Genomic DNA, 14205 nt, shown 5'->3' on the forward strand with positions numbered 1-14205 from the left:
AATGAACGGATGAATCCGCCCTGCAACATCGCCGCCGCCCTGCCGCGGTTGGCCGCCGAGCGCCCCGACCAGGTGGCCCTGCGCTGCCCCGGCACGCGCGGCCCGGACGGCCTGGCGCGCTACGACGTCGCCCTGACCTACGCCGCGCTGGACCAACGCAGCGACGCCATCGCCGCGGGACTCGCCCGCCACGGCATCACGCGCGGCACCCGCACCGTGGTGATGGTGCGGCCCTCGCCCGAGTTCTTCCTGCTGATGTTCGCCCTGTTCAAGGCCGGCGCGGTGCCGGTGCTTGTCGACCCGGGCATCGACAAGCGCGCGCTGCGCCAGTGCCTGGACGAGGCGCAGCCGCAGGCCTTCATCGGCATCCCACTGGCGCACCTGGCGCGGCGCCTGCTGGGGTGGGCCAAGGCGGCGACGGTCCGCGTGACCACCGGACGCCGCCCGTGGCTGGCCGACGTGACCCTGGCCGCGGTGGAGCAGGCCGGCGCCGGCGCGGGCCCGCAACTGGCCGATACCGCTCCCGATGACGTGGCCGCGATTTTGTTCACCAGCGGCTCCACCGGTGTGCCCAAGGGCGTGGTCTACCGCCACCGCCACTTCGTGGGGCAGATCGAGCTGCTCGGCCGCGCCTTCGGGCTGCAGCCGGGCGGCGTGGACCTGCCGACGTTCCCGCCGTTCGCCCTGTTCGACCCGGCGCTCGGCCTGACCTCGGTGATCCCGGACATGGACCCGACGCGCCCGGCGAAGGCCGATCCTCGCCGCCTGCACGACGCCATCGCCCGCTTTGGCGTCGACCAGCTGTTCGGCTCGCCGGCGCTGATGGCGGTGCTGGCACGCCACGGCCAGCCGCTACCCACGCTGCGGCGGGTGACCTCGGCCGGCGCGCCGGTTCCGCCGGACACTGTGGCGGCGCTGCGCGCGCTGCTGCCCGCCGGCGCGCAATTCTGGACCCCGTACGGCGCCACCGAATGCCTGCCGGTGGCGGTGATCGAAGGCGCGGAACTGCAGGCCACCCGCGCCGCCACCGAGGCCGGCGCGGGCACCTGCGTTGGCCGTCCGGTGCCGCCCAACGAGGTGCGCATCATCGCCATCACCGACGACGCCATCCCCGAGTGGGATGAAGCGCGTGTGCTGGGTGTGGGCGAGGTCGGCGAAATCACTGTCGCCGGCCCCACCGCCACCGACAGCTATTTCAACCGTGAGGCGCAGACGCTTCAGGCCAAGATCCGCGAGCGCCTGGCGACCGGTTCTGCAGCGTTCTGTGAGAGTGACGACGTTTCGAGCAAAGCCAAGGGCGGCGACGACACGCGGGTCGTTCACCGCATGGGTGACGTAGGCTATTTCGACGCCGAAGGCCGGCTGTGGTTCTGCGGGCGAAAGTCGCACCGGGTCGAGACTGCCGAAGGCCCGCTGTACACCGAGCAGGTCGAGCCGGTGTTCAACGTGCACCCGCAGGTGCGGCGCACGGCACTGGTGGGGAGCGACCACCGGCATCCCGTGCTCTGCTTCGAACTGGCCGAAGGCGTCCCCGCCCGCGACTGGCCTGGCATCGAGCGCGAACTGCGCGAACTGGGTGCGCGCCATCCGCACACCGCGCGCATCAGTCGTTTCCTGCGCCACAAGCGCTTTCCGGTGGACATCCGCCACAACGCCAAGATCGGCCGCGAGAAGCTCGCCGTCTGGGCCGCCCAGCAAGGAACCCCTGCATGAAGATCCTCGTCACCGGCGGCGGCGGCTTCCTTGGCCAGGCGCTGTGCCGCGGCCTGCGCGAACGCGGGCACGAAGTGGTCAGCTTCAACCGCGGGCACTACCCCGCGCTCGAAGCCATCGGCGTGCAGCAGGTGCGCGGTGACCTCGCCCAGCGCGACGCAGTCATCGCCGCGGCGCAGGGCTGCGAGGCCATCTTCCACAACGCGGCCAAAGCCGGCGCATGGGGCAGCTACCAGAGCTACCACGACGCCAACGTCGTCGGCACCGACAACGTGCTGGCAGCCTGCCGCGCGCACCGCATCGCGAAACTGGTCTACACCTCCACGCCCAGCGTCACCCACCGCGCCACTCATCCGGTGGAAGGCGGCACTGCCGACACCGTGCCCTACGGTGAGCACCTGAAGGCGCCGTATGCCGCCACCAAACTCATCGCCGAGAAAGCGGTGCTGGCCGCCAATGACACCACATTGGGCACCGTGGCGCTGCGTCCGCGCCTGATCTGGGGCGTCGGTGACAACCAGCTGCTGCCGCGCCTGGTCGAGCGTGCCAAGGCTGGCCGGCTGCGGTTCGTCGGCGATGGCAACAACCGCGTGGACACCACCTACATCGACAACGCCGCCCAAGCGCACTTCGATGCATTCGCGCACCTGGCGCCTGGCAGCGCCTGCGCCGGGCGCGCGTACTTCATCAGCAACGGCGACCCACGCACCATGCGCGAGACCCTCAATGGCCTGCTGCGTGCCGCGGGTGCGCCGGAGGTCACGGGCACGGTGCCGTTCCGCGTGGCCTACGCCCTGGGCGCAGTGTGCGAAGGCCTGTGGCATGCGCTGCCGCTGCACGGTGAGCCGCCGATGACCCGCTTCCTGGCCGAGCAGCTGGCCACCACCCACTGGTACGACATGGCGCCGGCACGTCGCGACTTTGGTTACGTGCCACCGGTGTCGTTCGAAGAAGGCTTGCGTCGGCTGGCGCAGGCAGGGGCGTCCACCGCCCAGTGAATCGCGCGGGCGCGGCGTCATGCAGTGATCCGCGCTGGGCGAAGGCAGGGGCGGAATTGTCCGCCACGGCATGGCCACGACCACGGGGCCTCACGGCGGGACTGTGTCGGACCGGTAGAATGCCGCCATGACCGACCGCCCCTCGCCGCTGGATTCGCTCAAGCCGCTCGCCGGCCGCACCCTGGAGGCCGCGCTCAACCGCGCGCTGGCCCTGGACCCGGAGACCCGCGAGGGCCTGCGCGCGCTCGATGGCCGCAGCGTGGCGCTGCACGTCGCCGCGCCGCCGCTGTCGCTTCAGGTGCGGGTCAATGGCGACCGCCTTGATGTCGGCCCGGTGCTTGACCCGGCCACCCCCGACCTGTCGGTGCGCAGCACGCTTGGGGGGCTGCTCTCGCAACTGCCCTTCCTGCGCAACGACAATGCGCCGCCGGTGGGCAAGTTGCGCATCGAGGGCGATGCCGACCTCGCACGCCGCCTGCAACGCCTGGCCGAGCGCTTCGACCCGGACTGGCAGCAGCCGTTCACCCGCGTGTTCGGCGACATCCTGGGCGTGCAGGTCGCCAATGCCATCGCCGGCGCGCTGCGCCACGCCAAGGATGCGGCCGGCGCATTCGCCACCAATGCCGCGGAGTTTGTCACCGAGGAGTCGCGTGATGTGGTTCCGCGCGATGAACTGAACGCCTTCCACGACGATGTCGATGCGCTGCGCGACGACGTCGAGCGCATGACCGTGCGCGTGGGTCGCCTCGCGCAACGCGTGGGTGTCGCCGCGCCCGCCCGTGGAGATACGCCATGAAGTCGGCGTTGCGCGCCTGGCGCATCGGTCGGGTTCTGTTGCGCTACCGCCTCGACGATCTGCTCGACGACACACTGGTCGAGAGTTGGCTGAAGCTTGCGCGCCCGTTCGTGCCGCGTGCCTCGGCCGAAGTCGCCGCGATGTCCCGTGGCGCGCGCCTGCGCTTGGCGTTGCAGGAGCTCGGCCCGATCTTCGTCAAGTTTGGCCAGATCCTGTCCACCCGTCGTGACCTGGTGCCGCCGGACGTGGCCGAGGAACTGGCGTTGCTGCAGGACCGCGTCGCCCCGTTCGACGGCGAACACGCGCGCCGGATTGTCGAAGCCGCGCTCGGTCGCCCGGTGGCCGAGGCCTTCATCGATTTCGACACCACCCCGCTGGCGTCGGCGTCGATCGCGCAGGTGCACGCCGCCACGCTGCCGGCCACCGCCGACAGCGCCGCGCGCGAAGTGGTGGTCAAGGTGCTGCGTCCCGGCATCGAGCAGGAGATCGCCAGCGACATCGCCCTGCTCACCACCATCGCCGGCATCGTCGAGCGCACCCACCCCAGCGCCGACAAGATCCGGCCGCGCGAGATAGTGGCCGAGATCGAGAACACGCTCACCGCCGAGCTCGACCTGCAACGCGAGGGCGGCAATGCCAGCGTGCTGCGCCGCTTCTGGCAGGGCAGCGACGACCTGTACGTGCCGGAGGTGATCTGGTCGCACACCGCCGAGCGTGTGCTGACCATGGAGCGCGTGTACGGCATTCCTTCCGATGACATTGCCGCGCTCGATGCCGCGGGCATCAACCGGCACGCCCTGGCCGCCAAGGGCGTGCGCGTGTTCTACACCAGCGTGTTCCGCGACAACTTCTTCCATGCCGATGCGCACGCAGGCAACATCTGGGTGGACACCGACCCGGCGCGCAAGGCGAACCCGCGCTTCATCGCACTGGACTTCGGCATCGTCGGCCAGCTCTCCAGCGAGGACCAGTACTACCTCGCCGAGAACTTCATGGCGATCTTCAACCGCGACTACCGCCGCATCGCCGAGCTGCACGTGCGTGCCGGCTGGATGCCGTCGCACATCCGCATCGACGAGCTGGAAGCGGCCGCGCGCGCAGTGTGCGAGCCGTACTTCACCCGCCCGTTGAGCGAAATCTCGCTGGCCGAGGTGCTGCTCAAGCTGTTCCGCACCGCGCAGCGCTACGAGCTGACATTGCAGCCGCAGCTGATCCTGCTGCAGAAGACCCTGCTCAACATCGAAGGCGTCGGCCGTCTGCTCGATCCGAAGCTGGACCTCTGGGCGGTGGCGCGGCCGGTGCTGGAGAAGATCCTGCTTGATCGTTACAGCCCGCAGCGGCTGGCCAGCGAGTTCCGCAAGCGCCTGCCGGAGCTGGTGACCCACGCGCCGGAGATGCCGCGCCTGCTCCATGCCTGGCTGGACCAGCAGGTCACCGGACAGCACCACCTGTCGATGCGTTCGCACGACCTGGCCGAACTGACGCGTACCGTGAAGGACGCACAGCGTCGCACGGTGGCCGCGATCCTGGGCACCGGCCTGCTGATCGTGGCGGCAGTGCTGTATGGGCTGGAAGCGGGTGGGCCGCGCGTGTGGTCGGTGCCGGCCTCGTCGTGGATAGCCGGGCTGGGCGGCCTGTGGGCACTGCTGGCGGCGTGGCCGCGGCGACGGTAGCACGCACCGCACGTTGTGCGGGCTGGGTTGCGCCGAGCGCTGAATTGAAATGACCGGAACACCGCGGCGCGCGCCTTGGGGGCGCGCGCCGCTTTTTTTACCAGGTCATCGCCACGTCAGGTCAGGGGCTGCTCGCCGCCGCCGGCGCGGTGGCTGCCGACGTGCTGGCCGCCTTCGCGAAGTCGCCCGCGGCAAAGACGCTGAGCATGTCCGGACGGAGGTGCTTGCGCAGGGCTGCATTCACGTCCGCCACGGTCAGTGCCTTGAGGCGAGCATCCATCTCCGCCGACCACGCCATGGTGCGTCCCATGTGCAGGTTGCGCGCCAGGATCGCGGCGACGGTGCCGTCGCCGGCCCGCGCCTGCTGACGCTCGGTCAGCAGGGCGTTGACCGCATCCTTGAGCTCGGTCTCGGTAATGCCGTCCTTGACCAGACGCGCCACTTCCTCGCGAAGCCCAGCTTCCAGCCGCGCCACGTTCTGCGGTGCGGCGATTGCCTGGATGCTCAGGTTGCCAGCATCGTCGCGGCCCTGGCGGCTGCTGTCCGCGCTGAGACTGCTGCGCACGTTGTACGTCAGTCCTTCGCGGTGGCGTAGGCGCGCACCCAGCCGTGCCTTCAGCGGGTCACCGCCGAGGATCGTATTGGCCACCACCAGCGCCGGATAGTCGCCGTCTGCCTCGTTGAGCGAGAGGTTGCTGCGCGCGAGCACGACGGCGTTGGCCTTGTCCGGGGTCTCCAAGCGGCGTGCCTGGGCGGCGACGTCGGCATGGCGGGTTCCGATCGCGGCATACGGCCGGGGAGACACCCAGCTCGCGAACAGCTTCTCCAGCTGCGCCTTCATCGCCACCGGGTCGAAGTCGCCGACGATGGCGATCTCGCCTTCGCTGGTGCCGTAGAAGTCGCGGTGAAACGCACGCAGGTCGTCCAGTTTGAGCGCCTTCACGGCGGCCAGGCTCTGCTCCAGCGTCTTGCCGCGCAGCGGGTGTCCCTCCGGCCACGGTTCGAAGTGGGTGGCCAGCGCCTCGCCCGCCACGGCAGCAGGTTCCTTGCGCGCCGCTTCCAGCCCGGTCACGAGCTGGAGCCGGAACTGTTCAAATTCCGACTCGGGGAGCGCCGGGTGGCGCAGGATCTCCGCGGCGAGTGCCAAAGCGTCCGCAACGGTGTCCCGCTTGGATTGCAGCGAGATGCTGGCGCCCTGTGCCGAACCGCTGACGCCGCCCTCGGTCTTGAGCGCGGTGAGCTTCTGCGCGATCTGCTCGCGGCTCAGGGTCTTGCTGCCGCGCATCAGCAACGCACCCACCAGGCTGGCATCCTCTCGGCCGCGCAGGCTGGCTTCGCTGCCGAAGCGGAAGTTGGCGTTCACGGTGACCACGTCGCCGCGCGTGTCCTTGGGCAGCAGCGAAACCTTCAGCTTGTCGCCGAGCACGAAGGTCTGGGTGCGCGCATCGATGTTCGCCGGCGTCGGGTCGAAGGTCTCGCCCGCGGCCACGGCGGCGCGGCCGGTGTAACCCTTCAACACCTCCGCCGCACTGGGGGCAGCGGCGATTTCCGCGCGCTGCGCGTTGTCGGTCGGCACGAAGCGGGCCAGCGTGCGGTTGCTCGCCTGCAGGTAGGTGCGCGCGACGCGGTTGACGTCCTCCGCGGTGACCTTGGCGATGCTGTCGCGTTGCAGGAAATACAGGCGCCAGTCACCGGAGGCCACCGCTTCGGTCAACGCCATCGCCACCGCGTTGACGTTGGTGAAGTTGCGCTCATACGCGTTGGCGATGCGTTGCTGGGCCTGCGCCACTTCATCGGCGCTGACCGGCGTGTCGCCCAGGGCTTCGACCTGGCGCAGCAGCTCGGCCTCGGCCTTGGCGATGTCGCTGTCCTTGGGGGCGACCAGCAACAGGGTGGCGATGCCGCCTTCGCGCAAGCCATCGGTGTTGGTGCCGGTGCCCGCGGCCAGCTTGCGGTCGACCAGCGCCTTGTGCAGGCGGCCGCTCGGGGTGTCGCCCAGCACGTTCATCAGCACGGCCAATGCGGCGGTGTCGGCGTGGGTGGTGCCGGGCACGCGGTAACCGACGCCGACGATGCGCAGGTCGCCGCTGCGACGCACGGTCACCTCGCGTTCGCCGTCCTGGGTCGGCTCGACCGTATGGAAGGTCGGCAGTGGCTTGGCCGGGCGCGCGAGCTTTCCGAAATGGCGGTGGACCTTCGCCAGCGTCGCCGCCGGATCAATGCGGCCGGCCACGATCAGGGTCGCATTGTCCGGGCGATACCAGGCCTTGTAGAAGGCCTGCAGCCGCTCGATCGGCACGTTCTCCACGTCCGAGCGCGCGCCGATGGTGGTGTTGCCGTAGTTGTGCCAGAGGTAGGCCGTGGAGCGCAGGCGCTGGAACAGGACGCGCGCGGGTTCCGTCTCGTTGCGCTCCATCTCGTTGCGGACCACGGTCATTTCGCTGTCGAGGTCCTTCTTGGCGACGAAGGCGTTGACCATGCGATCGGCTTCCATGCCGAGCAGCCAGTCCAGGGTGTCATCATTGGCGGGGAACGAACCGAAGTAGTTGGTGCGGTCGAGCGACGTGGTGGCGTTTTTCTCGATACCGCGCTTCTTCATCTCACCGGGGATGTCAGCGTGCTTGGGCGTGCCCTTGAACAGCAGGTGCTCCAGCAGGTGCGCCATGCCGGTTTCGCCGTAGTTCTCGTGCACCGAGCCCACGCCATAGGCAATGTTGACCGTGACGGTCGGCTTGCTGGCGTCGGGGAACAGCAGCACGCGCAGGCCATTGGCCAAGTTGTATTCGCAGATGCCCTCGACGCACTGTCCGGCGTTCACGCCTTTGGGCGGCGCCACCTGGCCGGTCGCGACCGGGGTTGCGAATGCGCAGGACGTGCCCAGCGCGAGGGCGCAGGCGAGGGCGAGCGGGTGATTCCAACGACCAGACTTCGACACGAAACCTCCTTGTGGTGGAACGATGGTTGACAATGGGCGCATTGTCCCAGAATTCCCCTTGGTCCCGATGTCCGAAAGTTCCCCCCTTGAGGTGTTGTTCGTCGATGACTGGCTCGCCGTCATCAACAAGCCCGCCGGCTTGATGGTCCACGACAGCGCGCTGGCCCGGGGCGAGACCGACTTCGCGGCCGATCGGCTGCGCGAGCAGTTCGGCCGACCGATCTTCCTCGTCCACCGCCTCGATCGCGCCACCAGCGGCGCGCTGTTGTTGGCCTTCGATCGCGACACCGCCTCGGCGCTGGGGCAGGTGATGATGTCGCGCGAAGTGGAAAAGGATTACTGGGCCGTCTGCCGTGGGTGGCCCGAGCCGCAGTTCACGGTTGATCATCCGCTGGATGGCGGGCCCGGCAAACCGCAGAAGAAGCTGGCCATCACCCGCTTTACGTGCCTGGCCACCACCGAGTTGTCGGTGCCATCGACCGGCTTCGAGACCTCGCGCTATGCGTTGCTGTGCGCGCAGCCGGAGACCGGGCGTTTCCGCCAGATCCGTCGCCACCTCAAGCACGTCTCGCACCACCTGATCGGCGACACCAGCCATGGCGACGGCCGGCACAACCGCAATTTCCGCATGCTCGGCATCCACCGCATGCTGCTGCATGCCCGGCGCCTGGCCTTCCTGCATCCGGTGACGGGCGCGCGCGTGGTCGCGACCGCACCGCTGGATGCGGAGTTCAGCCGGGTGCTGGCGTTGTTCGAGGGTTTCCAGCCCTAGTGCACCGCTTGCCTGCGCGAAGGCAGGCCACGACAGGCGCCAACGCCCGTCGCCCTACAATGCGCAGGCAAACGGGAGCCAGTCCATGCTGCGAGTGAGCGCCAACGTGGAAATCGCCGACGACGAGCTGGTCGAGCGTTTCGTGCGTTCGGCTGGGCCCGGTGGGCAGAACGTCAACAAGGTGGCCACCGCCGTGGAGCTGCGTTTCGATGTCGCGCAGTCGCCATCGCTGCCCGAGCCGGTGCGTGCCCGCCTGCTGGCCAAGCGCGACCGGCGCATGACGGGTGAAGGTGTGCTGGTGATCAATGCCCAGCGCTTCCGCACGCAGGAGCGCAACCGCGAGGATGCCCGCGCCCGGCTCGCGGCCTTCATCGAGGGGGGGCTGCACGCGCCCGTGCCCCGCATCGCCACCCGCCCCACGCGCGCGTCAAAGGAGCGCCGGCTGGAGACCAAGCGCGAACGCAGTACGATCAAGCGCGGTCGCGGTCGTCGCGACTGGGACTGACACCGCTTATTGAGGCCCCATGCCCGAACCCGCCCGTGCCCCGATCGTCCCCGTGTTGCCGCCCCGTGTCCCTCAGGTGCCGCCGAACCGTTTCACGCGCTGGTTGGGGCGCACCATTCTCCGGTTGGGCGGGTGGCGGGTGGTCGGGGAGTTGCCCGATGTGGCCAAGGTCGTGGTGATCGCCGCGCCGCACTCCTCCAATTGGGACGGGGTCTGGGGCTTGGCCGCCAAGCTGGCGATGGGCCTGGAAATCCGCCTGCTGGGCAAGGATTCGCTGTTCCGGGTGCCGGTCCTGGGCGGGGTGCTGACCCGGCTGGGCGTCATCCCGGTGAACCGAAGCGCCGCGCACGGGGTGGTGGACCAGGCTGCCGCATTGTTGGCTGAAAGTGACAAAATGTGGTTCGGTTTGGCGCCCGAGGGCACCCGCAAGCCCGTCGAGCGCTGGAAACCCGGTTTCTGGCGCATCGCCAAGGCCGCCGGGGTCCCGGTGCTGCCCGCCTACTTCCACTACCCGGATCGCCTCATCGGCTTCGGCCCGCTGTTCACGCCGGGCGACGACCTGGACGCCGACCTGGCCCGCCTGCGGACCTGGTACCGCCCTTGGCAGGGCAAGCACCACGGTACGGATTGAGCGGGGCGCTACGCCTTTAGTCGACGGGGATCGACGCTGGCATGAGACTTGCCAGATACTGGATTGAACACCACGCATGTGGTGGCGGCCCGCCGTGACGGCAGGCCGCACACAGGGGGAAGGCCATGCACGTGCTCGTCACCGGCGGTGCCGGTTTCATCGGGTCGCACCTTGTCGACCTGCACCTGATGCGGGGTGACCATGTCCACGTGGTCGACGACCTGTCGACGGGCTCCCTGGGGAACCTGTCCCGCCACGCCGACAACCCGCGCCTGCGGTTCGATGAGGCCGACATCCTGACCTGGCCTCGTCTGGACCGGGCGGTGGCCTGGGCGGACCGCATCTACAACCTGGCGGCCGTGGTAGGCGTCTATCGCGTGATCGCCGAACCCACCAAGACCCTGGCGGTCAACATCGCCGCGTGTGAGCGCCTGCTGCGCGCCGCCCGCGAAGGCGGATGGCGGCCCCAGGTTGTCCTTGCCTCCAGTTCCGAGGTCTACGGCCACAACGACCGGGGCGTGCTGCACGAGGACCAGGATCTGGTCGTCAGTTCGCGCGCCGGCACGCGCTGGGGCTACTCGGTGAGCAAGATCGCCGACGAGGCCCTTGGGCTGGCCTACGCCCAGCGCTATGGCATCCCGGCGGTGGTGGCACGCTTCTTCAACACGGTCGGCCCTCGCCAGGTAGGACGCTATGGCATGGTGGTGCCGCGGTTCGTGGCCCAGGCCGTACGCAATGAGCCGATCACCGTGTTCGGCGGTGGCCAGCAGACGCGTTCGTTCTGCGACGTCCGCGACACCGTGGTGGCCCTGGACGCGCTGGCGTCGGTGGCTGGCCGGGACACCGTCGTCGTCAACGTCGGCAACGACCGCGAAATCACCATCCTCGAGTTGGCGCAACTGGTGGTCGAGCGCGCGGGCAGTCATTCCCCGATCCAGCACCTGACGTTGCGGGAAGCCTACGGCGAAGACTTCGAGGACATCCTGCGCCGCAAGCCCGACCTCTCCCGGCTGCGCACGCTGACCGGCTTCGAACACCGTTACACCTTGGAACGCACCATCGACGACCTGGTCGCCGTGGAGCGCGCGCGCATTCAGGAAGAGTCCGATGGCAACAGCCCCCTGGTTCATTCTCAGTCCGAACGTATTGCTTAGTGCCATCGGGCTGCTGCGCGGGCCCGACAAGACGGTTCCAACCCCGGCCGAAGATTGGCGAACAGCCGTGGTCGACGTCGTCATTCCTGCCTACAAGGAGGAGGACAACATCATCCACTGCCTGGCGTCGGTACGGCTGCAGACCCTGCAGCCGCGCCATGTCATCCTCGTGGACGACGGCGGCAAGGATCGGACCGTCGAGCGTGCCCGTGAGTACGCGGCGGCGGCGGGCCTGAACCTGACCGTGTTCGAGCGGGCGGCATCGATCGGCAAGACGCCGACGATCAAACGCCAGTCCCGCGAGTTCGACTCCGACGTCGAGTTCATCCTCGATGGCGACACGTTCCTGGAGTCGCCGGATTACCTCGAGCGCTGTGTCCAGGAGCTGTACCAGGGCGTCGGCATCGCCAGTGCGTGCGGCACCATCCTGCCCATGCGCCCCAAGAACCGGCATGCGCTGGCGCAGACCGATGCGTTCAAGCTCTGGCACGGCGCGGCGACCTACGACGACCCGCACGCCAAGCGTGGTTGGCTGCGTGGTGTGTGGTGGTGGATGACCAATGCCTACCGTGATTGCCTGTACCGGTTCCTGCAGCGCTTCGTGTACCGCGGGCAAATGGTGTTCTTCGGCGGCATCACCAACCCCGTGGGCTGCGCGGTCGCGTACCGGCGGCGCTACGTCAAGGATCTGTTCGACCGGTACGAACCCATCTTCGGCGACGACCTGACCAACTCCGAGGACATCTTCATCGGGTTCGCGCTCAACAACGAAGGCTATCGCAACGTGCAGTTGCAGGATGTGCTGGCGCGATCGGAAGAGCCGGAGGTGCAGCGTCTGCCCCGGCAGGTCTACCTGTGGTCTTCCTCGTTCCTGCAAAGCTGCTACTACTTCGACCAGTTGTTGCGTTCGCCGTTCCGGTTGTGGCGCCGCCACCGCGAGCGCCGCCGGGCCAAGGCCAGCGGCGAAACGCAGCGCATCGAGGAGATGCGCAAGATCAAGGAGCAGTACCGCCAGCCCTTTGGCGAGAACTTCACCCACCGCTATGGTCGTCCCATCGGTTGGGCGATGTTCCTGTCCGCGTTCGAGAAGGTGGCGTTCCCCACCGCGTTACTGATCATGGTGATCATGCGCATGTGGGAGCCGCTCGTGGTCACGCTGGTGGCGGAAATGCTCCTGGCCCTGGCGGTGCTGCTGGCGGTGTCGCCAGGTGACCGCATCGCGACGTTCTTCAAGGGCATCGCGATCACGCCGCTGCGCTACCTGCTCATTGCGTACGACTTCATCACGATCGGGCGATTCGCCATCGACCTGTGGATCACGGGGAACCGCAAATGGCGCAAGTGAACACGTCGCCGCGCGGGCGGCGGTCAGGAGCGATGCTCGTGGCCACGCTGGCCGCCGTCCTGCCCGCGGCCGCGCTGGCGCAGGTCCCGGCCTTGGACCAGCAGGCACGCGAAGCGGCCTGGTCCGGAAGAATCGGCGATGGCCTGGCCTTGATGGGCCGTCATTTGTCGGAGCACCCCGGCGACCGTGCGGCGCAGTTGGATCGCGTCCGGTTCCTGGCTTGGCGCGGGGATACGGCGGGCGCGATCGAGGCGCTCGACGCGCTGGGCGAGGATGACCACGACGCGCGTGCCTTGCGTGCACGGATCCACGCCTGGGCGGGGCGTCGCGATGCTGCGCTTGCGCTCAACGGTCCGTTGTTGGGCGCGGAACCGGCCAATCCTGATCTTGCCTACACCCAGGCCGTGGCCCTGCGCCGTGGCGCGTGGCCGCACGAGGCGCTGGCGCCGTTGACCACGGTCGAGTCGGCGCGCCCGGAGGCGCCTGACACTCGCGGCTTGGCGCGATCCGTGCGGCAGGCGCTGTTTTCCAGCGTCGGCGTGCCTTGGTCGGTGTACGAGGATTCCGATGACATCCGCATCGAGTCCCTTGGTGTCGAAATGGCCTTGCGTCTGGCCGACCGGTGGACCTTGCTGGCCGACGCGGTGGCGCGCGAGCACTCGGCGCCGGCGGCCGGTCCGTTCGCGCCGGTCGGCGGGGGGGCGAGGCTCGACGAACGGCGTGCGGGGCTGGGCGTGATTCACGCCTTCTCGCCTGACGCCACGCTGCAGGCCTGGGTGGGGCGCTCCTCGATCGACGCGCCGGATGAGGAGGAGACCATTGGCCGGATCAGCTACGGGCAACGGCTGGGCGACGACCTCGACATCGGCCTGCGCGTCGACCGTGACCGGATCGCGGCCTCCCCGCGGTCGGTTTCCCTCGGCGTGATGCAGACGGGTGTCAGCCTGGATGTCCAGTGGCGTCCCACCTTGCGCGATGCCGTGCAGGCGCGGGCAGGCTGGGGCGATCTGACGGCCGACAATCGGCGCCTCGGTGTCGATGTGGATTACCGCCACGCCATCGCGCGCCTGGACAAGGTGAATGTGGACGTGGGCGGGCAGGCGGAGTGGTTCGGCTACAGCCGTGACCCGGGGCAGGGCTACTACAGCCCGGACCGGTATGTGCGCGTGGCGCCGCTGGTCTCGGCGTACTTCAAGCTGGGCGAGGAGCAGGGGCTGCAGTTGCAGGCCGTGGCCGGCGTGCAGCGCGATGACGAGTTCACCAGTTGGAAGCGCGCCTTGGACGTGTCGGGTGAGTTGACGCTCGGCATCTTCACCCACTGGCAATTGGTGGCGCGGGCCGCCTACAGCGAGCGCTTCAACGAGTTCGGGCAATACGATGGCGCGAGCGTCGGTCTCGCCCTGCGCTACCGTTTCTGCGAGTTCCTGCAGGATCGCTGCCCGTGGTCCGGGCGCCCGTGAAGCGCCCGGTCAACGCGTGAGGGCGTTTTACAGCGAGCCCAGCCAGGCCGCGATGCCATAGAAGATCTCGTCGGAGCGCCCGCTCACCGCCAGCCAGATCAGCCCCGCGAACACCGCGAGCATGAACAACGACAGCAGCCGCTGCCGGGTGTTGGCAAAGCGCAACTGTTTGCCGGATGGGTTGCTGTTCTTCATGGCAGGTCCCCTGTTCGTCCCATGGCGT

12 protein-coding genes are annotated in these 14205 nt (G+C 68.8%); 10 read left to right on the forward strand and 2 right to left on the reverse strand.

What is annotated here, in order from left to right; genetic code table 11:
• The first annotated feature begins 9 nt into the window (after positions 1-9).
• The 4 genes from oleC (at position 10) to ubiB (ending at position 5180) form a co-directional block, all read left to right on the forward strand.
• The gene (gene oleC, locus ACYVBS_RS04700) at positions 10-1713 is read left to right on the forward strand and encodes an olefin beta-lactone synthetase (RefSeq protein ID WP_460822110.1); all 1704 of its coding nucleotides are present in this window, start codon (positions 10-12) and stop codon (positions 1711-1713) included.
• Positions 1710-2711, forward strand: a complete 1002-nt coding sequence (gene oleD / locus ACYVBS_RS04705) for a 2-alkyl-3-oxoalkanoate reductase (RefSeq protein ID WP_460822111.1) — start codon at positions 1710-1712, stop codon at positions 2709-2711. The genes oleC and oleD overlap by 4 nt, the downstream gene beginning before the upstream one ends.
• 127 nt (positions 2712-2838) lie before the next feature.
• On the forward strand, positions 2839-3507 hold the full coding sequence (locus ACYVBS_RS04710) for a ubiquinone biosynthesis accessory factor UbiJ (RefSeq protein WP_460822112.1): 669 nt from the start codon (positions 2839-2841) through the stop codon (positions 3505-3507).
• Positions 3504-5180 carry a ubiquinone biosynthesis regulatory protein kinase UbiB gene (ubiB, locus tag ACYVBS_RS04715; protein ID WP_460822113.1) on the forward strand — a complete coding sequence of 559 codons (1677 nt, stop codon included), beginning with the start codon at positions 3504-3506 and terminating at the stop codon, positions 5178-5180. The genes ACYVBS_RS04710 and ubiB overlap by 4 nt, the downstream gene beginning before the upstream one ends.
• Positions 5181-5301: 121 nt before the next feature.
• Here the strand turns inward: ubiB and ACYVBS_RS04720 are convergent, their stop codons facing one another.
• Positions 5302-8115: a M16 family metallopeptidase gene (locus ACYVBS_RS04720; RefSeq protein WP_460822114.1), complete on the reverse strand. Its 2814-nt coding sequence runs from the start codon at positions 8113-8115 to the stop codon at positions 5302-5304.
• A gap of 67 nt (positions 8116-8182) precedes the next feature.
• On the opposite strand from ACYVBS_RS04720, the gene ACYVBS_RS04725 reads away from it, so the two are divergent.
• The 6 genes from ACYVBS_RS04725 to ACYVBS_RS04750 all read left to right on the forward strand — a co-directional run bounded on the left by ACYVBS_RS04725 (position 8183) and on the right by ACYVBS_RS04750 (position 13982).
• Positions 8183-8887, forward strand: coding sequence for a pseudouridine synthase (locus tag ACYVBS_RS04725; RefSeq protein ID WP_460822115.1), 705 nt, complete (start codon positions 8183-8185; stop codon positions 8885-8887).
• Positions 8888-8972: 85 nt separating this feature from the next.
• Positions 8973-9392, forward strand: coding sequence for an alternative ribosome rescue aminoacyl-tRNA hydrolase ArfB (gene arfB / locus ACYVBS_RS04730; protein ID WP_460822117.1), 420 nt, complete (start codon positions 8973-8975; stop codon positions 9390-9392).
• 19 nt (positions 9393-9411) lie between these two features.
• Complete coding sequence (locus ACYVBS_RS04735) at positions 9412-10023, forward strand: lysophospholipid acyltransferase family protein (RefSeq protein ID WP_460822118.1); 612 nt, start codon at positions 9412-9414, stop codon at positions 10021-10023.
• Between the two features lie 125 nt (positions 10024-10148).
• Entirely contained in the window at positions 10149-11177 is a 1029-nt protein-coding gene (locus ACYVBS_RS04740) for an NAD-dependent epimerase/dehydratase family protein (protein WP_460822119.1), read from the forward strand.
• Entirely contained in the window at positions 11131-12522 is a 1392-nt protein-coding gene (locus tag ACYVBS_RS04745; RefSeq protein WP_460822120.1) for a glycosyltransferase, read from the forward strand. Before ACYVBS_RS04740 ends, ACYVBS_RS04745 begins: the two co-directional genes overlap by 47 nt.
• Complete coding sequence (locus ACYVBS_RS04750) at positions 12510-13982, forward strand: tetratricopeptide repeat protein (RefSeq protein WP_460822121.1); 1473 nt, start codon at positions 12510-12512, stop codon at positions 13980-13982. The genes ACYVBS_RS04745 and ACYVBS_RS04750 overlap by 13 nt, the downstream gene beginning before the upstream one ends.
• Before the next feature lie 27 nt (positions 13983-14009).
• Here the strand turns inward: ACYVBS_RS04750 and ACYVBS_RS04755 are convergent, their stop codons facing one another.
• Positions 14010-14177: a hypothetical protein gene (locus ACYVBS_RS04755; RefSeq protein ID WP_460822122.1), complete on the reverse strand. Its 168-nt coding sequence runs from the start codon at positions 14175-14177 to the stop codon at positions 14010-14012.
• Positions 14178-14205: the final 28 nt, after the last annotated feature.

The organism is Lysobacter olei (assembly GCF_054777355.1).